General features: G+C 54.8%; 16 protein-coding genes. 13 read left to right on the forward strand and 3 right to left on the reverse strand.

Features of this window, described 5'->3' with window-relative positions:
• Positions 1-11 precede the first annotated feature (11 nt).
• The 13 genes from AC3CHX_RS28725 (at position 12) to AC3CHX_RS28785 (ending at position 15,962) form a co-directional block, all read left to right on the forward strand.
• Positions 12-350, forward strand: coding sequence for a P-II family nitrogen regulator (locus AC3CHX_RS28725; protein ID WP_488631339.1), 339 nt, complete (start codon positions 12-14; stop codon positions 348-350).
• Positions 351-366: 16 nt separating this feature from the next.
• Positions 367-1,908, forward strand: a complete 1,542-nt coding sequence (amt, locus tag AC3CHX_RS28730) for an ammonium transporter (RefSeq protein ID WP_488631340.1) — start codon at positions 367-369, stop codon at positions 1,906-1,908.
• A 403-nt stretch (positions 1,909-2,311) separates the two neighbouring features.
• Positions 2,312-3,610, forward strand: coding sequence for a glutamate--cysteine ligase (gene gshA / locus AC3CHX_RS28735; RefSeq protein WP_488631341.1), 1,299 nt, complete (start codon positions 2,312-2,314; stop codon positions 3,608-3,610).
• Between the two features lie 31 nt (positions 3,611-3,641).
• Positions 3,642-4,592: a glutathione synthase gene (gshB, locus tag AC3CHX_RS28740; RefSeq protein WP_488631342.1), complete on the forward strand. Its 951-nt coding sequence runs from the start codon at positions 3,642-3,644 to the stop codon at positions 4,590-4,592.
• 163 nt (positions 4,593-4,755) lie between these two features.
• Positions 4,756-5,160, forward strand: coding sequence for a PTS sugar transporter subunit IIA (locus AC3CHX_RS28745; RefSeq protein WP_488631343.1), 405 nt, complete (start codon positions 4,756-4,758; stop codon positions 5,158-5,160).
• A gap of 76 nt (positions 5,161-5,236) precedes the next feature.
• Complete coding sequence (locus AC3CHX_RS28750; RefSeq protein ID WP_488631344.1) at positions 5,237-5,506, forward strand: HPr family phosphocarrier protein; 270 nt, start codon at positions 5,237-5,239, stop codon at positions 5,504-5,506.
• Positions 5,507-5,671: 165 nt separating this feature from the next.
• A complete protein-coding gene (gene ptsP, locus AC3CHX_RS28755) occupies positions 5,672-7,432 on the forward strand; it encodes a phosphoenolpyruvate--protein phosphotransferase (protein ID WP_488631345.1) in 1,761 nt (586 codons plus the stop codon).
• A gap of 311 nt (positions 7,433-7,743) precedes the next feature.
• Positions 7,744-8,931, forward strand: a complete 1,188-nt coding sequence (metX, locus tag AC3CHX_RS28760) for a homoserine O-succinyltransferase MetX (protein ID WP_488631346.1) — start codon at positions 7,744-7,746, stop codon at positions 8,929-8,931.
• Positions 8,928-9,530 (forward strand): methionine biosynthesis protein MetW, encoded by a 603-nt coding sequence (gene metW, locus AC3CHX_RS28765; RefSeq protein ID WP_488631347.1) that lies wholly within the window; start codon positions 8,928-8,930, stop codon positions 9,528-9,530. Before metX ends, metW begins: the two co-directional genes overlap by 4 nt.
• Positions 9,531-9,640: 110 nt before the next feature.
• Complete coding sequence (locus AC3CHX_RS28770; RefSeq protein ID WP_488631348.1) at positions 9,641-10,888, forward strand: AmpG family muropeptide MFS transporter; 1,248 nt, start codon at positions 9,641-9,643, stop codon at positions 10,886-10,888.
• A gap of 210 nt (positions 10,889-11,098) precedes the next feature.
• Entirely contained in the window at positions 11,099-13,021 is a 1,923-nt protein-coding gene (locus AC3CHX_RS28775) for a PrkA family serine protein kinase (protein ID WP_488631349.1), read from the forward strand.
• Positions 13,022-13,158: 137 nt separating this feature from the next.
• Positions 13,159-14,424, forward strand: a complete 1,266-nt coding sequence (locus AC3CHX_RS28780) for a YeaH/YhbH family protein (RefSeq protein WP_488631350.1) — start codon at positions 13,159-13,161, stop codon at positions 14,422-14,424.
• Positions 14,421-15,962, forward strand: coding sequence for a SpoVR family protein (locus AC3CHX_RS28785; protein WP_488631351.1), 1,542 nt, complete (start codon positions 14,421-14,423; stop codon positions 15,960-15,962). The genes AC3CHX_RS28780 and AC3CHX_RS28785 overlap by 4 nt, the downstream gene beginning before the upstream one ends.
• 72 nt (positions 15,963-16,034) lie before the next feature.
• Here AC3CHX_RS28785 and guaD read toward each other — a convergent pair whose 3' ends face one another.
• The 3 genes from guaD to xdhB form a co-directional block, all read right to left on the reverse strand.
• Positions 16,035-17,363 carry a guanine deaminase gene (gene guaD, locus AC3CHX_RS28790; protein WP_488631352.1) on the reverse strand — a complete coding sequence of 443 codons (1,329 nt, stop codon included), beginning with the start codon at positions 17,361-17,363 and terminating at the stop codon, positions 16,035-16,037.
• Between the two features lie 119 nt (positions 17,364-17,482).
• Entirely contained in the window at positions 17,483-18,553 is a 1,071-nt protein-coding gene (gene xdhC / locus AC3CHX_RS28795) for a xanthine dehydrogenase accessory protein XdhC (RefSeq protein WP_488631353.1), read from the reverse strand.
• Positions 18,554-18,581: 28 nt separating this feature from the next.
• Positions 18,582-20,951: a xanthine dehydrogenase molybdopterin binding subunit gene (xdhB, locus tag AC3CHX_RS28800; protein ID WP_488631354.1), complete on the reverse strand. Its 2,370-nt coding sequence runs from the start codon at positions 20,949-20,951 to the stop codon at positions 18,582-18,584.
• Positions 20,952-20,956 lie beyond the last annotated feature (5 nt).

Here is a 20,956-nt window from a genome sequence, read left to right on the forward strand (position 1 = left end):
CTGAGGCCAATATGAAACTGATCACTGCGATTATCAAACCATTCAAGCTGGACGAGGTGCGCGAAGCGTTGTCGGCTATCGGCGTGCAAGGGATTACGGTCACAGAGGTAAAAGGTTTTGGCCGCCAGAAGGGGCATACCGAGTTGTATCGCGGCGCAGAGTATGTCGTCGATTTTTTGCCGAAAACCAAAATTGAAGCGGCGGTGGATGACGGGATTCTGGAGCGCGCGGTAGAAGCGATCGAAACGGCAGCACGGACCGGCAAGATCGGTGACGGCAAGATATTCGTTTTCGATTTGCAGGAAGTTATTCGTATTCGTACCGGTGAAACCGGCAAAGATGCCATCTAAGAAGGGGATAGTGAAAATGAATATCAAACGAAAGATTGCCGCGTTTCTGGCACTTGGCGCGCTGACGCTTACGGTCGGTTTCATGCAGCCAGCTTCTGCCGCCGATGACGCTTCGGCGTCAGCTGCGGCCGCCAGCGCTGCCAGCGTGGCGGCAAGTGCGGCTTCGACGGCTGCACCTGCTGCTGCCGTGGCGGCTGCTCCAGCTGCCACAGCAGCAGCGCCTGCGGCTGCGGCTGCAGCACCAGCGGTACCTAACAAAGGCGACACAGCCTGGATGCTAACGTGTACCGCCTTCGTGATTTTGATGACGTTGCCGGGTCTCGGCCTGTTCTATGGCGGCCTGGTCCGTAGCAAGAACATGTTGTCGGTGCTGATGCAATGTTTTACCATTTTCTCGCTGGTGATTGTGCTGTGGGTCGTGTATGGCTACAGCATTGCGTTCACCGAAGGGAATGATTTCTTTGGCGGCTTTAGCAGGCTGTTCCTGCGTGGCATGACGCCTGACTCGCTGGCGGCAACCTTCAGCAAAGGCGTGGTATTGCCGGAGTTCGCCTTCGTCGTGTTCCAAGGTGCATTCGCCGCAATCACCTGTGCGCTGGTGATCGGTGCATTTGCTGAACGTGCGAAGTTCTCGGCGATCCTGCTGTTTACCGTGCTGTGGTTCACTTTCTCTTACCTGCCGATCGCGCACATGGTGTGGTTCTGGCCTGGCCCGGATGGTTACACCGACGCTGCTGCTGCGGCAAAACAGACGGCGCTTGGCGGCTGGCTATTCCAAAAAGGCGCGCTGGATTTCGCCGGCGGTACCGTGGTGCATATCAATGCCGCGGTTGCCGGCCTGGTTGGCGCTTACGTGATCGGCAAACGCGTAGGCTACGGCAAGGAAGCCTTCAAGCCACATAGCCTGACATTGACCATGGTTGGTGCTTCGTTGCTGTGGTTCGGCTGGTTTGGTTTCAACGCCGGCTCCGGTCTGGAAGCCAACGGCGGTGCAGCACTGGCCTTCATCAACACGCTGGTTGCAACAGCTGGTGCGGTGCTGACCTGGAGCCTGGGCGAGTGGGTTGGCAAAGGTAAGCCTTCCATGCTGGGTGGTGCCTCGGGTGCTGTTGCGGGTCTGGTCGCGATTACGCCGGCTGCGGGTTTCGTCGGTGTGGGCGGCGCCCTGGCGCTGGGTTTGATTGCGGGCTTTGCTTGTTTGTGGGGCGTGACCGGCTTGAAAAAAATCCTCGGTGCGGATGACTCGCTGGACGTCTTCGGTGTGCATGGCGTGGGCGGTATCCTTGGCGCATTGCTGACCGGCGTGTTCGCTGCGCCTAGCCTCGGCGGCACTGGTATTTATGACTATGTTACCAACGCTGTCGCCCCTGACTATTCGATTAGCGGTCAAGTCTGGATTCAGTTGCAAGGCGTGCTGACTACCGTGATCTGGTCCAGTGTGGTGGCGTTCATCGCTTTCAAACTGGTCGACATCGTGATCGGACTGCGTGTCACGGAAGAAGAAGAGCGCGAAGGTCTGGATATTTCCAGCCACGGCGAATCGGCTTATCACGGTTAAGTGTCGGTAGCCAACCGGACACGGTTTGGTCCGGCGGCGATTTGGTAGTTGGTACTGATGAGTTGTTTTAAGTAAATAAAAGCGCCCTGATCAGGGCGCTTTTTCACGTTTGGGGCTTTAAAAACGTCAAATTGCCCTAATGTTATCGACTCTGCGTGGTTGATCTCAGCGTCCGATACCTGGCTTTCGCGCGGCGGAATACGGCAATTCCCGTTAAAATCGAGGTCATTCAAGCACAGCCGAGGCTTGATAAACAAGCACCGCCGGCGCTTAAAAGCGTGCAATCGTGCGGGTAGCGTGTGACTGTGTTGATTGAAGAAATATTCAATGTAATCAATGTCTTATCGACACCTTGAGGCGGTCATCTGCTGTTTCCGGGTTATATGAAAGTTTAAGAATTTCTATGGTTCCGCACCTCGTCACCGCCCTGAACGGCCCGCTACTTGATCTCGAAAAGAAAATCCTCACCGCCACGCCGGCGATTGAGCGTTGGTTTCGGATGGAGTGGCAGGAGCACACGCCACCGTTTTATTGCTCGGTCGATTTGCGTAATTCCGGCTTCAAACTGGCCCCGGTGGACACCAACCTGTTCCCGGGTGGATTTAATAATTTGTCACCGGAAATGTTGCCGCTAGCGGTGCAGGCCGCCATGGCGGCGATTGAGAAATATTGTCCGGATGCAAAGAACCTGCTGCTGTTGCCGGAGTTGCATACCCGCAACACGTTCTATTTGCAGAATGTTGCGCGCCTGATGCAAATTTTCCGTCAGACTGGCTTGAATGTGCGGCTCGGATCGCTATCCGACGATGTTACCGAGCCAGTGACGATTGAATTGCCGGATGGCACGACCGTGACGCTGGAGCCGTTGGAACGCTCGCAAAACGGTCGTCGTCTGGGGTTGAAAAATTTCGATCCATGCACGATTTTGCTAAACAATGATCTGTCGTCAGGCATTCCGTCAATACTGGAAAATCTGAATGAACAAAACGTTTTGCCGCCGTTGCATGCCGGCTGGGCCGTGCGCCGCAAGAGCAACCATTTTGCCGCCTACGATGAGGTGGTGAAAAAATTCGCGAAACTGGTCGACGTCGATCCATGGATGCTGAATCCGTTTTTCGCCAAATGCGATCAGATCAACTTCCAGGAACATGTCGGTGAAGATGCGCTGGCATCGAGCGTCAGTTCGCTGCTGTCCAAGATACGCAAGAAGTACAAGGAATACGGCATCAAGGAAAAGCCATTCGTGATCGTCAAAGCCGATGCCGGAACTTACGGCATGGGCATCATGAGCGTCACCGATGCCAGCCAGGTCAAGGAGCTGAACCTGAAGCAGCGCAACAAGATGTCGGTTGGCAAAGAAGGCCTGGCCATCCATGACGTTATCATTCAGGAAGGCGTGCACACCTTTGAGCACATCAACGACGCGGTAGCCGAACCGGTGGTGTACATGATAGATCGCTACGTGGTTGGCGGCTTTTATCGGGTTCACGCCGAGCGCGGCATCAATGAAAACCTGAATGCACCTGGTGCGCATTATGTGCCGCTGGCGTTTGCCCAACAACATGCGCTGCCTGATTTGCTGGCCAAGCCGGGCACTACCGCGCCTAACCGTTTCTACATGTACGGTGTAGTGGCGCGCCTGGCGTTACTGGCGGCGTCGCTGGAAATGGAAAAAACCGATCCGAATCCGGAAATCTACTAACGAAGTAAAACAACAAGACCAAGGCTCGATAATGAAAATTGCTTTTCTCGCCGATCCGCTCGACAGTTTTAAAATCTACAAAGATTCAACCTACGCGATGATGGTCGAGGCCGCCAAACGCGGCCACACGATCTACGCGTTCGAGCAAGAAGACATGGCGCTGGAGAGCGGCATCGTGACCGCCAACGTCGCCCGCATGACGCTGACCGGTGACGACAAGGATTGGTATCGCGCTACGGCACCGAGCACGATGTTCTTGTCGGAATTCGATGCGATCCTGTTGCGTAAGGATCCGCCGTTCGACATGGAATACATCTACACCACGTATCTGCTGGAGCTGGCGGAAAAGCAAGGTGCGCACGTCTTCAACAAACCGCAGGCCATCCGCGATCACAACGAAAAACTGGCGATTGCACAGTTTCCGCAGTTTATCTCGCCGACCCTGGTGACCCGTGATTCGGCGCGTTTGCGCGCTTTCCACGATGAGCATCAGGATGTCATCCTAAAGCCACTGGATGGCATGGGTGGCGCGGGTATTTTTCGCGTCAAGCCGGATGGAATGAATCTCGGTTCCATCATTGAGACGCTGACCAACAACGGTCGTCAGACCATCATGATCCAGCGCTTCATCCCGGAAATTGTGGCTGGCGACAAGCGTGTCTTGGTGATTGGCGGCGAAGTCGTGCCGTATTCGCTGGCGCGCATTCCGCAAGGAACCGAAGTTCGGGGTAATCTGGCCGCTGGAGGTTTGGGCGTGGCGCAGCCGCTGACCGCACGTGAGCGTGAAATCGGCGAAGCACTCGGTCCGGTGCTGGCGAAACGTGGTCTGTTACTGGTAGGATTAGACGTGATTGGCAACTATTTGACTGAAGTGAATGTCACCAGTCCGACTTGCTTTCAGGAAATCATGCAGCAAGCGGGTTTTAACGTGGCAGAAATGTTTATTAACGCTCTGGAAGCAGCCGTTCAGGGTAAAACTTAAGTGACTTTCATTCAGCGATCTTCGATGGTCGGCCGGGAACACGGCCTGTAAGTTGTCGGTTGCGTACCGGCCCTATGTCGAAAGCGCCTAAACTTACAGCGAAATGTGCCACTCTGGCACATTATTTGCACTTGTCCGCATAGCGGGTCTGGTATTAAAAATTATGGTCGGTATTCTTTTATTAACCCATTCGCCGCTCGGGCAGGCTTTTATTGCCGCGGCGTCCCATGTGTTTCGACAGACGCCGGAGCGTTTCGAGGCGATTGATGTGATTGCCGATCAGAATACGGCCGAAGTCCAATTGCTGGCCAAGGAGGCAGTGGCGCGGCTCGACGATGGCTCTGGCGTGCTAGTGATCACCGACGTGATGGGCGGTACGCCGTCGAATTGCACGCTGCCGTTATGCAGCGGCACGCAGACGCAGGTTATTGCCGGGATCAGTTTGCCGATGTTGTTGCGGGCGCTCACTTATCGTAACGACACGCTGGACGTAGTCGCTGAGATGGCGCTGGCGGGTGGTCAGGGCGGCGCTGTCCGGGTCGATAATCGGGTGCGTGTATCTCATTAAGTGTCATTCATTTATTGGCAATTAGGCAATTTCTCTGCAATAGTTGGCATTCACCAAATAATTAAAAAAGAAACTCATGATTCAACAAGAAATCGAAATCATCAACAAATTAGGTCTTCATGCACGTGCATCGGCTAAATTCACGCAACTTGCCAGTAAATTCAAATGTGAAGTCTGGATGACCCGCAACAAACGCCGTGTCAATGCCAAGTCCATCATGGGCGTCATGATGCTGGCAGCGGGCAAGGGCAGCAACATCTTATTGGAAGCCGACGGCCAGGATGAAAAAGAATGCTTCGATGCGCTCAATCAGCTGATACAGGACAAGTTTGGCGAAGGCGAATAATTCGCCTTCGCACTAAAAAGAGAACTGTGGCGATAACTGTGCTGTACGAGGCCCGAGGTTGTTGAAGTATGGTCTGCAGTCATGCTCTTCGTTTCGATTTCTAATGCGAATTGAAATAAACCTGTTCAATCGTTCTTAGACACCATTTTCCTGCAGGCTGAACAGATGGCATCCTTTTCCTTACATGGCATTCCGGTTTCGCGCGGTATCGCGATTGGTCGTGCGCATTTAGTTGCGCCGGCGGCGATGGACGTCAAGCATTACCTGGTATCGGAAACGCAGGTCGAGGCGGAAGTGCGGCGATTAGGGAACGCCGTCGATACGGTACGCAAAGAGTTGCAAACCATCCGTAGTGACTTGCCTAAAGAATCGCCGGCAGAGCTGGGCGCTTTTATCGATGTGCATCTGCTGATTCTGGCCGATCCGATGCTGGCCGAAGTCCCGCTTGAGATTATTCGTCAGCGTCAGTACAACGCCGAATGGGCGCTGGTGACGCAGATTGATGAAGTGTCGGCACAATTCGACGAGATAGAAGACCCCTATTTGCGTGAGCGCAAGACCGATATCCAGCAAGTCGGTGAACGGTTACTGAAGATATTGACCGGCACAGCCACGACGCTGCCGGAAGTCAATGGCGATAGCGCCGCGATCCCGAATATTATCGTCGTCGCCCATGATATTTCTCCGGCTGACATGTTGCAGTTCCGCGATCGTGCCTTCGCCGGCTTCATCACTGATCAGGGCGGCCAGAATTCTCACACTGCCATCGTTGCCCGCAGCCTGGATATCCCCGCCGCGGTGGGGATGGATCATGCCTCGTTGCTGATCAGGCAGGACGACTGGATCATCATTGATGGCTCGGCAGGGGTGGTAATCGTCGATCCGCCGCCACCGGTACTGAATCAATATCGTGAGCTGCAAGCGCAGCAAATGCGGGCGCGCAGAAAGCTTGGCAAGCTCAAGAAAACGCGCGCGGTAACGCTGGATGGCACAGAGATCACCTTGCTGGCGAATATTGAGCTGCCCGATGATTGTGCGCCAGCCATGGAATCGGGTGCCAACGGTGTCGGGTTGTTTCGCTCTGAATTTCTGTTTATGGGACGGATCGGTGACCAGCAGCGGTTGCCGACCGAGGATGAGCAGTTTGCATCGTATAAGCAGGCGGTGGTTGCAATGAAGGGGCGTCCGGTGACAATCCGGACGCTGGATGTCGGTGCCGACAAGCCGCTGGATGCGGGCGAGCAGACTGCGCTGAATCCGGCGCTTGGGCTGCGCGCAATACGTTATTGTCTGGCGGAGCCGCAGTTGTTTTTGACGCAGTTGCGGGCCATTTTACGGGCTTCTGCCTTCGGTCCGGTCAAGTTGCTGATCCCGATGCTGGCGCATGCATTTGAAATTGACCAGACCTTGTCGTTGATTGCGCAAGCCAAGCAGCAATTGCGTGATGAGAAGATCAAGTTTGATGAGGGCATGAAGATCGGCGCCATGATAGAAATTCCAGCTGCCGCTTTGGCGCTGCCGATGTTCATCAAGCGCATGGATTTTCTGTCGATTGGCACCAACGACTTGATTCAGTACACGTTGGCGATTGACCGCGTCGATCATGAAGTGTCGCACCTTTATAATCCGTTGCATCCGGCGGTGTTGTACCTGTTATCGAGCGTGATCGCGATGGGTCGAAAAGCTGAAATCCCGGTTTCGGTGTGCGGAGAAATGGCTGGCGACATCAAATACACGCGGCTGCTGCTCGGCATGGGATTGCTGGAATTTTCGATGGACCCGATCCATTTGCTATCGGTAAAGCAGGAAATTTTGAATAGTGATCTGGAGAGTCTGATGGCGCAGACCAGAAAAATTCTGCGCACTACCGAGCCAAGCGCGATTGCGGCAGCGGTAAACCAGATGCGGCAGATGCATTGTACTTAAGGAAACTTTTAAAAGTTATCAAAGTACCCTCCCGATGTTGTGCACTGCCGGTTTGACGGCGGCTCTCGACTTGGTTATTCTAGTGCGGTTGTTAAGTTAAATTAAGTAACAGCGAACAGCGCCGATTTGAACGGTCTCACCACCTCAGCTTGCGGGCGCGTGGCATTTCCAGTGGAAATGTCGAATAAATACGGCTAAAGCGAGCTTGAAGTACAAGCCCCTGATTTAGCCCGATGAGCGCAAGCTTTCGGGCTTTTTTATTGTCGGTAGGAAATAACCAAAGTCATCAACCACGTCGCTATCATCACACCATGTCTCAAGTAACAGTCACACCACTATCCATGCAATTTGCGACACCGCTAAGGCTGCAGAGCGGTGCGTCGCTGGCGGACTACACGCTGGTGTATGAAACCTATGGAACCCTGAACGCCGACAAGTCCAACGCGGTACTGGTCTGTCACGCCTTGAATGCCTCGCACCACGTCGCCGGCAAGTACGCCGGTGATGAAAAGAACGTTGGCTGGTGGGACAACATGGTGGGCCCCGGGAAGTCGCTGGATACCGATAAATTCTTCGTCATCGGCGTGAATAATTTAGGTTCATGCTTTGGTTCGACCGGGCCGATGCATAGCGATCCGGCCACAGGTAAGCCGTATGGCGCGAATTTCCCGGTGGTCACTGTCGAAGATTGGGTGCAGGCGCAAGCGCGCCTGGCTGACGCACTCGGAATCGTGCAGTTTGCCGCCGTCATGGGCGGGTCGTTGGGCGGCATGCAGGCGCTGGCCTGGAGCTTGATGTATCCGACCCGCTTGCGGCATTGCGTGGTGATCGCCTCGACGCCAAAACTGTCGGCGCAAAACATTGCCTTCAATGACGTTGCACGGCAGGCGATTCTGACCGATCCGGATTTTCATGGGGGTGATTATTACGCGCACGGCGTGGTGCCGAAAAACGGCTTGCGGGTGGCGCGCATGGTTGGCCACATCACTTATCTGTCGGATGACGACATGGCCGAAAAATTTGGTCGTGATTTGCGTTCCGGCAGCTATCAGTTCGGTTTTGGCATTGATTTTGAAATTGAGTCGTATTTACGTTATCAGGGCGACAAATTCTCCGAGTACTTTGATGCCAATACCTACCTGTTGATCACCAAGGCGCTGGATTACTTTGATCCGGCAGCGGAATGCGGTGGCGATCTGACTGTTGCGCTGGCAAAGACGCAGGCCGAATTCCTGGTGGTATCGTTCATGACGGACTGGCGCTTCTCACCGGAACGCAGTCGCGAACTCGTGCAGGCGCTGGTGAATAACAAGCGTCGCGTCAGCTATGCCGAAATCGATGCGCCGCATGGTCATGACGCTTTCCTGTTGGAGGATGCGCGCTACCAGAATGTGGTGCGAGAGTATTACAACCGGGTCTGGCAACAACTCAACCAAAACAGCATGCCGCAAACTGGTGCCGGCCTGGCGTCAGAGAATGGTGTAGGGGCGACCGTATGAATTTTGATCAACTGAGCGGCCTGCGGCCTGATCTGGCGTTCATTGCACATTGGGTGCGGGAACAGTCACAAGTGCTGGATCTCGCCTGCGGCGACGGCGTCATGCTCGATTATTTGCAAAGCGACAAGCAATGTTCTGGTTATGGCGTTGAAATCGATGACAGCAAGATTCCCCCTTGTGTGTCGCGTGGGGTGTCGGTGATTCAGCAAGATGTGGAGACCGGACTGGCACTGTTTTCCGATAATGCGTTCGATACCGTGCTGTGCTTGTCGGCGCTGCAAATGATGAAGAACGTCGAGGGCGTCTTGCGCGATATCGCCCGGGTTGGCCGCGAAGCGATTGTGTCGTTCCCTAATTTTGCCTACTGGCCACATCGGCTGGCACTGTTGCGCGGTCGTATGCCGGTGTCGAAATTGTTGCCATACGAATGGTATGACACTCCTAACCTGCGCTGCGCAACGATCAAGGACTTTGAGGCATTGGCGAACGAAGTCGGGCTTGAGGTGCTCGAATGTGTTGCGTTGCATGATGGTCGGCCGGTAACGTTTCTACCGAACTGGCGCGGTAGTCTGGCGGTATTCCGCTTCCGCAAGAAATAAGACAACGTCGGCTAAATTTGTGCGGTGCCGCAGCAGCGCGCAGATAACCTCAGCTATACAAATAACATGCAAATTCAGCGCATATAACGTCCCGCTATGCGGGCGCATTCATGACCTTAACCTCAAATCCCTGGCACCACTATCTCAACCGGCGCATGCTGATTTGCGTTTTTCTCGGCTTCAGTTCCGGCTTGCCGCTGTTTATTCTTCTTAGCCTGTTGCAAGCCTGGCTCGCCAAGTCAGGGCTGAATGTGAAGTCGCTGGGATTGTTTGCACTCGTCATGTTTCCATACACCTGGAAGTTTCTATGGTCTCCGCTGATGGACCGTTTTCACTTCGGCCGTATGGGTCGGCGCCGCGGCTGGATGGCGTTGACACAGGTGACGTTGTTTATCGCCATCGGCGGCATGGGGATGCTCGATCCGATAACGCAATTGTCCGCAATCGCAGCGATAGCATCGGTCGTCGCATTTCTATCGGCCAGCCAGGACATCGTGATTGATGCCTATCGGCGTGAAATTCTTCCAGACAGCGAGCAAGGTTTGGGTAGCGCCATCCACGTCAACGCCTACAAGGTTGCGGGCATGGTGCCGGGCGCGCTGTCTTTGGTGCTGGCCGATAGGATGGCTTGGCACGAGGTGTTCTGGATTACTGCTGCATTCATGTTGCCCGGACTGCTTTGCACTTTTCTGATCAACGAGCCGAAAGTGTATGGTGATCCGCCAAAAAATATACGCGAAGCGGTGCTGTTGCCATTTCAGGAGTTTATTGCGCGCAATGGTTGGCAGAGCGCGTTGTGGGTACTCGGTTTTATTTTTCTGTACAAGCTGGGCGACAGCATGGCGACTGCGCTGGCGACCAAGTTTTATATCGATCTCGGCTTTACGATGACACAGATCGGCGCCATTTCGAAAACCACCAGCCTCTGGGCCAGTGTTGCCGGCGGCATCATCGGCGGTATCTGGATGGTAAAGATTGGTATCAACCGGGCGTTATGGATTTTCGGTGTGGTACAGGCAGCGACGATTCTCGGCTTCGCGTGGTTGGCAAATGTCGGCGCTGAGCCGCTGGTGCTGGCAATCGTCATCGGCGCTGAAGCATTCGGTGTCGGCCTCGGTACAGCCGCTTTCGTGGCCTACATCGCACGAACTACCGATCCGCGGTATACCGCCACCCAATTTGCGTTGTTCACCAGCCTGGCAGCAGTTCCGCGCACCTTTATCAATTCTTCCGTGGGTTACATTGTCGCTGACACCGGCTGGTTTACATTCTTTATTGTATGCTTTGTGCTGGCCTTGCCCGGCATGCTGTTGCTGCCGATAGTCGCACCCTGGAATGAGAAAGTACCGGAAGAATAAAAGTCCGCAGTGAGGTCTGTAATGCCTGATTACATAAATTCTCTGTTGCATCGAAGGAAAAGAGATAGAATCAAAAGCGTGGAATCTTCTTCTGTTAAATACTGTGAGAGCAACAGTTTGCAAATGAACTGTTAAGATATCCAAGAGGTCAAATTCAGTAGGCATTGTGTGTTCAATCTGTTTTCGCAACATCGTTGATGCGGGGGTGATATGGATATCTACAGCAGCTTTGCGAGTCGGTTCGACAAGACCAGAGAAGAAGAGTTTTCTCTTGAAGAGTATCTGACGCTTTGTAAGAACGATCCCACTGTGTATGCGACGGCGGGCGAACGCATGCTGATGGCGATCGGTGAGCCTAAAAAGGTAGATACGCGTCAGGATCAATTGTTGTCGCGCATTTTCGCCAACAAGGTGATCAAGGTTTATCCGGCCTTTAAAGAATTTTATGGCGCCGAAGAAGTGATCGAACAAGTGGTCGCTTATTTCCGTCACGCCGCGCAAGGCCTGGAAGAAAAAAAGCAAATTCTGTATTTGCTGGGTCCTGTCGGCGGCGGTAAATCATCCATCGCAGAGCGCCTGAAACAATTGATGGAGCACGTGCCGTTCTATTCCATCAAAGGTTCGCCCGTCAATGAGTCGCCGCTCGGCTTATTCGATTATGACGAAGACGGTGCGATTCTGGAAGAGCAATACGGAATCCCGCGGCGTTACCTGAAATCCATTCTGAGTCCCTGGGCGGTAAAACGGCTGCATGAATTTAACGGTGATATCCGTAAATTCCGGGTGGTCAAACGTTACCCCAACATGTTGCGGCAAATCGCGATTTCCAAAACCGAGCCAGGCGACGAAAACAATCAGGACATTTCCACGCTGGTCGGCAAAGTCGATATTCGTAAGCTGGAGCAATACTCGCAGGACGATGCCGATGCTTACAGCTACTCTGGCGGCCTGTGCTTGTCGAATCAGGGCTTGCTCGAATTCGTCGAAATGTTCAAGGCACCGATCAAGGTTTTGCATCCATTGCTGACCGCGACGCAGGAAGGCAACTTCAAAGGCACCGAAGGTTTTGGTGCAATCCCGTTTGACGGCATTATTCTGGCGCACTCCAACGAATCCGAGTGGAAAGCGTTCCGTAACAACAAGAATAATGAGGCGCTGCTGGATCGTATCTATATCGTCAAAGTACCTTATTGCCTGCGCGTTTCAGAAGAGATAAAGATCTACGAGAAACTGATCCGCCACTCATCGCTTGCCAGCGCTGTTTGCGCACCGGGAACGTTAAAGATGATGGCGCAATTTTCGATCCTGACGCGTCTTACCGAGCCGGAAAATTCCAACATCTTTTCGAAAATGCAGGTCTACGATGGCGACAATCTGAAAGACAGCGATCCTAAAGCCAAGTCGTTTCAGGAGTATCGCGACTATGCCGGTGTCGATGAAGGTATGACCGGGGTGTCGACCCGCTTTGCGTTCAAGATATTGTCGCGTGTTTTCAACTTCGATTCGTCTGAAATCGCGGCCAATCCGGTGCATTTGATGTATGTGCTGGAGCAGCAGATCGAGCGCGAACAATTTCCGCAGGAGCTGGAACAGAAATACCTCTCGTACGTCAAGGATGTGCTGGCTTCGCGTTACGCGGAATTCATCGGCAAAGAGATTCAGACCGCTTACCTGGAGTCGTATTCCGAGTACGGACAAAACGTGTTTGATCGTTACGTGACCTACGCCGACTTCTGGATTCAGGATCAGGAATTCCGTGATCACGACACCGGAGAAAGCTTTGACCGGGCAGCCCTGAACGCCGAACTGGAGAAGATCGAAAAGCCTGCGGGTATCAGCAATCCGAAGGATTTTCGTAACGAGATAGTGAATTTTGTTCTACGCGCCAGGGTCTCGAACGGCGGCAAGAATCCGCTCTGGACCAGTTATGAAAAGCTACGCGTCGTGATCGAGAAGAAAATGTTCTCGAACACGGAGGATCTGCTCCCGGTGATTTCGTTTAATGCGAAAGGCTCGGCCGACGAGATGCGTAAGCATGAGGATTTTGTGAATCGCATGGTGACCAAAGGTTATACACCTAAGCAAGTAAGGCTTTTGTGCGAATGGTATCTGCGGGTACGGAAATCGTCGTAACGACGATGCAGATCTGCGGTGTACTGAACGAACTGGAGCTGAGCAGGGCTGCCGTCTGGTAATTCCGGTATCGATTGTTAGCAATCAGCGATACCGGTGGCAGCTCCCCAGATGCATTCCGAGCAGGAGGCTGTACCGTGTTGCATCAGATAATTGACCGCAGACTAGCTGGCAAGAACAAGAGCATTGCCAACCGTGAACGTTTCTTGCGCCGTTATCGTAACGATATCCGGCGTTCGGTGACGGAGGCAGTGCGCGATCGCGGCATCACCGAGATCGAAAATTCCAAAAGCATTACCATCCCCCGCAAAGATATTTCCGAGCCGGTGTTTCGTCATGGTCCGGGCGGTACGCGCGAGATGGTGCATCCTGGCAATCAGGATTATCTCCAGGGCGATCGCATCGCGCGTCCGGATGGCGGCGCTGGCGGCGGTGGCAGCGCAGCCAGCGATCATGGTGAAGGCCAGGATGATTTTGTATTCGAATTGACGCGCGAAGAATTCATGCAGTACTTCTTCGAAGACCTGGAGTTGCCGCGTCTGATCAAGACCAATCTATTGGCGGTCCCAAGCTGGAAGAATATGCGCGCCGGCTACTCTACCGACGGCTCTCCCAACAATATCGATATCGTCCGATCGTTGCGCAGCTCGCTGGGACGACGCATTGCGCTGGGTTCGCCATTGGTGGCCCGATTGCACGAACTTGAAATTCTGATGGAAGCATTGAAAGCCGATAACGAAGATCGCGGTGAGGAAATCCGCCGCCTGGCGGAAGACATTCATCTGCTGAAAGGGCGTATCTGGCGCATCCCCTTTATCGATCCCTTCGATTTGCGCTATGTCAATCGCATCAGGCAGCCGCAGCCGTCGAGTCAGGCGGTGATGTTTTGCGTAATGGATGTGTCAGGATCGATGGATGAGCAACGCAAGGATCTGGCCAAACGGTTTTTCATCCTGTTGTATTTATTTCTGACGCGCAATTACGAAAAAATTGAAGTCGTCTTCATTCGCCATCACACACGCGCTGACGAGGTTGACGAAAATACTTTTTTTCATTCGCAGGAAAGCGGCGGCACGGTGGTCTCGAGCGCGCTGGAATTGATGACGAAGATCATTGACGAGCGCTATCCGCCCAGTGAGTGGAATGTCTATGGCGCGCAGGCGTCCGACGGTGACAACTGGAATGATGACTCACCCAAATGTCGGCAAATACTTGAGCAGAAAATTTTGCCGAAGTCGCGTTATTTTGCCTATATTCAAGTGGTTCCCGAAGAGCAGAATTTGTGGACGGAGTATGAGCAGATAGCGCCGGATTATCCGCAATTCGTACTCAAGAAAGTCCAGTACGCCAGCGATATCTACCCGGTATTTCGTGAGTTATTTGAAAAGCAGGTGACCGTATGAATGCACGTACGGATATTAAACAGCGCAGATCGCCACTACCTTGCCCTTCCGACTGGACCTTTGAACTGATCGAGCAATATAACGTCGAGATAGCACGCGTCGCGGCAGCCTACAGACTGGATATTTACCCGATTCAACTGGAAATCATTACCGCCGAGCAAATGATGGACGCCTATGCCTCATCCGGCATGCCGGTCAATTATCGGCATTGGTCGTTCGGTAAGCATTTTATGTCGACAGAGCGCGATTACAAGCGTGGGCAGATGGGCCTGGCCTACGAAATTGTCATCAATTCGAACCCCTGCATCGCGTATTTGATGGAAGAAAATACCATGACGATGCAGGCGCTGGTGGTGGCGCATGCGGCCTATGGACATAACTCCTTCTTCAAGGGTAACTATCTATTCCAGTTGTGGACTGACGCCAACGCGATTATCGATTACCTGGTGTACGCGCGCAATTACATTGCCGAATGTGAAGAGCGTCATGGATTCGCTCGGGTTGAGGAGTTGCTTGATTCCTGTCATGCGTTGATGCATTACGGTGTCGATCGCTATAAGCGCCCGCAACATTTGTCGCTGCTAAAGGAGCAGGCGCAGCGCCGCGAACGAGAAGAGTACATGCAGTCGCAGATAAATGAGCTATGGCGCACTTTGCCGACCAGGAAGGGGGAGGCCGCAACTCAGGGAGAAGGCCGTTTTCCGCCGGAGCCGCAGGAAAATTTGCTGTATTTTGCGGAAAAGAATGCCCCGCTGCTAGAGCCTTGGGAACGCGAAGTGATACGCGTGGTACGCAAGGTTGCGCAGTATTTTTATCCGCAGCGGCAGACGCAGGTAATGAATGAGGGCTGGGCCACATTCTGGCATTACACCTTGCTCAATACGCTCTATGACGAAGGGTTTTTGACAGATGGCTTCATGATGGAGTTTTTGCATTCGCATAGCAACGTCGTGTATCAGCCGCCGGTGACCAAATCGTATTACAGCGGGATTAATCCGTATGCGCTGGGCTTTTCGATGATGAGCGATATTCGCCGTATCTGCGAACAGCCGACCGACGAAGACCGTGCGTGGTTTCCACAGTTGGCGGGAACGCCATGGCTGGATGCGATGCATTACGCGATGCGGAATTTCAAGGATGAGAGTTTTGTGGCGCAATATCTGTCGCCTAAATTGATACGCGATATGCGCTTATTCTCGGTGCTTGATGATGAGAATCGCAGTGAGTTGGAAGTGTCGGCGATTCATAACGAAGCCGGTTATCAGTACGTACGGGAAACCTTGTCGCGCCAGTACGACATCAATCATCGTGAGCCGAATATCCAGGTATGGTCGGTGAATACGCGTGGCGATCGCAGCCTGACTTTACGCCACTTCCGCAGCGATGGACGACCGCTAGGCGACAATACCGATGAAGTGTTGCGACACATGGCGCGGCTGTGGCAGTTCGATGTGCATCTCGAAAGTGTGGATGACAGCGGCAATGTGCTGCGGCGGTATGAGTGCGTCAGCAATAATCGGTATACGTTGCGGTCTTGATCGCCGGGCGTAAAAGAAAAAGCATGCAACGAAAGGATGGGTGGAGCATCATCGCTTCACCCATCCTTCGTTTTAACGTCGGTAAACCTGTTTGCCGGCCGCATAGGTCGCCGCAATGCTGCGATCGTCACCTAGCAATGCAATCGCAAACAGCAACTCCTCCAGGCTTTCGGTATTCGCACTGCGCCGCGCCAGCAATGGTGTCGCTTGCGGGTCCAGGACGATGAAGTCAGCCTCGGCGCCGGCGACAAAGTTGCCGATGGTGTTTTCCAGTTGCATGCTGCGGGCGCCGCCCAGCGTCGCCAGGTAGAACATCCGCAAGGCCGGCAGGAAGGTGCCGCCCATGCGCGCTACCTTGTAGGCCTCATTCATGGTTTGCAGCATGGAAAAGCTGGTGCCGCCACCGACGTCGGTCGCTAATGACAGCGGCACCTGCAAAGCGTCGGCACGCTCAAAATCGAACAGGCCGCTGCCAAGAAACAGGTTGGAGGTCGGGCAGATCGAGATCGCCGATTGTGTTTCCGCCATGCGCCGGCGATCGCCATCGTCCAGCCAGATGCAATGTGCGTACATCGAGCGTGGGCGCAGCATGCCGTATTTATCGTAGACATCCAGATAGCTGCGCGCTTCCGGGAACAGCGATTTTACCCAGGCCACTTCGTCGGCATTCTCGGCGACGTGCGTTTGCAAATAGGCGTCCGGATAGGCACGCGCCAACTCACCCGCCAGTTGCAATTGGGCATTACTGGAGGTGGGCGCAAAGCGCGGGGTGATCGCGTACAGCTGGCGACCGCGTTTGTGCCATTTCTTGAGCAGATCTTCACTTTCGCGGATACCGCCTGCGGCGCTGTCCTGCAGGAAGTCAGGGCAGTTGCGGTCCATCAACACCTTGCCTGCCACCATCCGCAGATTACGTGCTTCGCTTTCGCTGAAAAAGGCGTCGACGGACTCCGGATGGACAGTGCAATACACCATCGCGGTGGTGGTGCCGCAACGCAATAGCTGATCGAGGAAGAAGTCGGCAACATTGCTCGCATGGGCCGGGTCGCTGAACTTGCGCTCGGTCGGGAAGGTATATTTCTCCAGCCACGGCAGCAGGCCCGGCGACGGCGATGCGATCATGTCGGTCTGCGGATAGTGGACATGGGTATCGATAAAGCCGGGCATGATGATTTTGCCGCGATAGTCGTGTATTTCCTGCCCGTCCCGCAGCGTCCCCTTCAAGTGCTGATAATCGCCGGCAGCGACCACGTGACCGTCTTTGATCAGAAGCAGGCCATCTTCATGCCACGAATACGCGTGGGCCTGATGCGCCGGGTCCGCGGTAAAGTGCAGCACGCTGGCGCGGTAAGCCTGAAGTTCTGCGTTGTCGGAATGAGTTGGGTTGTCGCCTGCGGCCATGAGATACGTCCTTTAACTAACAATTGCTATGTTTAATTCGTTGCTTTTTACTGCGAATTTATTTTGAATATTCGCTACCCGTTCCTATTTGGCGATAGCGCATTGCCACATCTGCATTTTCAGGAGGCATGACTGAGCATTCGCACAGTTTCCTGAGTTGAGGTCGCGGGCAATTCGCGCCCGCTGCGCTCCCATACTTGCAGGAGTTGCGCCGTCACGGAGGCGGCGATGACGGCCGGTTCCTTGCCAACAATGCCGGGGATGCCTATCGGGCATACCATCTCGGCCAACCGTTGCGGCGTGATGCCGCGTTCCTGCAAGCGATGTTCAAACTGCATCCGTTTTGTTTTCGAGCCGATCAGGCCGAACCAGGTCACATCGTTCCGGTGCAATATCAGTTCCGACAAGCGTTGGTCGAGTGCGTGGTTATGGGTCATGACCAGAAAGCTGGAGCCAGGCGGCGCGCTGGCGACCAGTGCTTCCGGTACGTCGGTTGCCTCTATCGTGACGTTGGCAGGCTGAAGGTCGGGAAACATTTCCTCGCGCTCGTCGATCCAGGTGACGCGGCAAGGCAAGTCTGCCAATGCTCTGACAATGGCGGCGCCGACATGACCGGCGCCAAACAAGAACAATTGCGGACGCGGCGCCAGGCAGCCATCCAGCAGCCAGCGCTGCCCCGCCGCATCGCGTATCACCGTGGCACCCTCAACCAGCGCAGGCAGGGCGGGAAGCATGCCCGGTCCATGCAGGCGTTGGCCTTGCTCGTCGCACAGACTGGTCACGGTTGCGCTATCCAACGCTACCAAACGCCAGCTATCCTGCGCCTTGCCCAGGCGCAGTTGCAGATAGTTGAAATACTCGGCGGTATTCGCGTCGACGCGTTCGAAAGCCAGATGCACCACACCGCCGCAGCATTGGCCTAGCGATGGGCCCAATGGGAAGCGTTGCAGGCGCCGCTCGCTCGAAAGGGTGGACGCTTCCAACAACATCTCACGCGCGACTTCGATGGCGCGCAGTTCCAGGTGCCCGCCCCCGATGGTGTCGAACTGCGCCAACGGTGTCACCACCATTTTGGCGCCCGGTTCACGCGGTCCCGAACCCTCCACCTGCGCCACCGTGATTAAAATCGCCGCGGTGGCTGGCGTCGGTTGTTTCATTAGAGTAGTTAGTGCATTTAACCAGGTAGTCATGGCAGCTTGCCTTTATCGGTGCTGATATTCAGGCAGCAGCTGCCATGTTATCGACCGCAGTGATCGCATTCAATATTGCTTCGCTGGTGGCCGGTGCTTTTAGCGGCGGGTTAAAACGATGATCGGCAATACTGGAAATCGCATCGCGGATCGCGAAAAAAACCGAGAACGGCAGCAGCAGCGGTGGCTCGCCGACGGCTTTGGAGCGATGGATGCTGTCTTCGACGTTGCGGTTCTTGAACAGCTTGACGCGGAAATCCTGTGGGCAGTCGGAGATGCCGGGTATCTTGTAGGTCGATGGCGCGTGGGTCATCAGCTTGCCGTCCTTGTTCCACCACAATTCTTCGGTCGTCAGCCAGCCCATGCCCTGAATGAAAGCACCTTCAACCTGGCCGATGTCGATGGCCGGATTGAGCGACTGGCCAGCGTCGTACAGAGCATCTGCACGCAGCAGTTTCCACTCGCCGGTGAGCGTGTCGACCATCACTTCGGAGACCGACGCGCCATAGGCGAAATAAGAAAACGGATGGCCGGTCATGGTTTTCGGATCCCAGTGCAGCCCGGGGGTAGCATAGAAACCGTCCGACCACAATTGCACCCGTGCCAGATAAGCTTTTTGTGCCAGATCGCCAAATGCCATCGCATGTTCGCCGAGATGGACTGCGCCGCCCGAGAAAGTCACGGCCTTGGGATCGCCGTTATGCAATTTGGCAAAGAATTCGGCCAATCGTTGACGGATGGTATGCGCGGCGTCCTGCGCTGCCTTGCCGTTCAGGTCGGCACCGGTCGACGCTGCGGTAGCCGACGTGTTGGCCACCTTGCTGGTATCGGTGGCAGTGACCCGTACCAGTGCCAGCGGAATGCCGAGCTCGTGCGCCACCACCTGCGCCACCTTGGTATTGATGCCTTGCCCCATTTCGGTGCCGCCATGATTGACCAGGACCGAGCCATCGGTGTAGACGTGCACCAGCGCGCCAGCCTGGTTGAAGTGCGTCACGTTGAAGGCAATGCCGAATTTCACCGGCGTCAGCGCCAGGCCTTTTTTGAGCACCGGGCTGCTGGCGTTGAAGGCGCTGACAGTCGCACGGCGTTGCCGATATTCGCTGCTGGCTTCCAGTTCAGCGACCAGTTCGTGGATGACGTTATCGACCACTTTCTGGCCGTATTGGGTGACGTTGCGGCCTTCTTCGTCGTTGCGGCCGTAGAAATTCAGCTTGCGGATATCGAGCGCGTCGCGTCCCAGGTTGCGGGCAATCTCGTCGACGATGTATTCGATCGCAATCGCTCCCTGCGGGCCGCCAAAGCCACGGAAGGCGGTATTCGACTGGGTATTGGTTTTGCCGCACATCGCCTTGATGTCGACATCGGAGAGGTAATAGGTATTGTCGAAATGGCAGACTGCGCGGGTGGCGACCGGCGCCGACAAATCGGCGGAATAACCTGCGCGGCTGACCATATCGACCCGTGCCGCGACAATCCGGCCGGCATCGTCATAACCGACTTCGTAGTCGTAATGAAAGCAGTGACGCTTGCCGGTCACCATCATGTCGTCGTCGCGGTCGGCACGCAGCTTGACCGGCCGTTTCAGCTTGTGCGCCGCGATTGCCGCAACAGCTGCCCATAATGCCGATTGGGACTCCTTGCCGCCAAAGCCGCCGCCCATGCGTCGGCATTCGACCACGATATTGTGCGAATGGACGCCCAATGCGTGCGCCACCACGTGTTGCATTTCGGTCGGGTGTTGCGTCGAACACAACACCAGCATGCCATTGCTTTCCTTTGGAATCGCGTAGGAAATCTGGCCTTCCAGATAAAACTGTTCCTGACCGCCAACGTATAACTGACCGCTGACGCGATGCTTTGCCGTTTCGAAAGCTTGTTGCGCATCGCCGCGCGTCAGGCGCATCGGCGGCAACACATACGACTTTGCGGCGTGCGCCGCTTGCGGCGTCAAAATCGCTGGCAGCTCGTCGTAGTCGACGACCGCTTTACGGACGGCGCGGCGAGCATTGTCGTGCGTGTCGGCGATCACCGCGAACATCGGCTGGCCGATATATTCGACCAGGCCATCGGCCAGGATAGGATCGTCGTGAACGATCGGGCCGCAATCGTTGGTGCCGGGAATGTCGCTGGCGACGTAGGCGGCGACCACACCGGGGGCAGAGCGCACCGCATCCAGATTGATCGAGCGGATCCGGGCATGGGCCTTTTGTGACATGCCGAGCGCGGCATGCAGCGTGCCTTGCGCTTCCGGGATGTCATCGGTATAGGTTGCCTCGCCCAATACGTGCAGGATCGCGGATTCGTGCGGATGCGACTGGCCGACTTCGGCCCAGGCGGAAGCATCGGTCGGATCTGCGAGATTGTCTTTCAAAAAAGCGTCGGTTTGCGTATTCATGGTGT

The sequence above is a fragment of the Glaciimonas sp. OK215 genome (genome assembly GCF_057787885.1).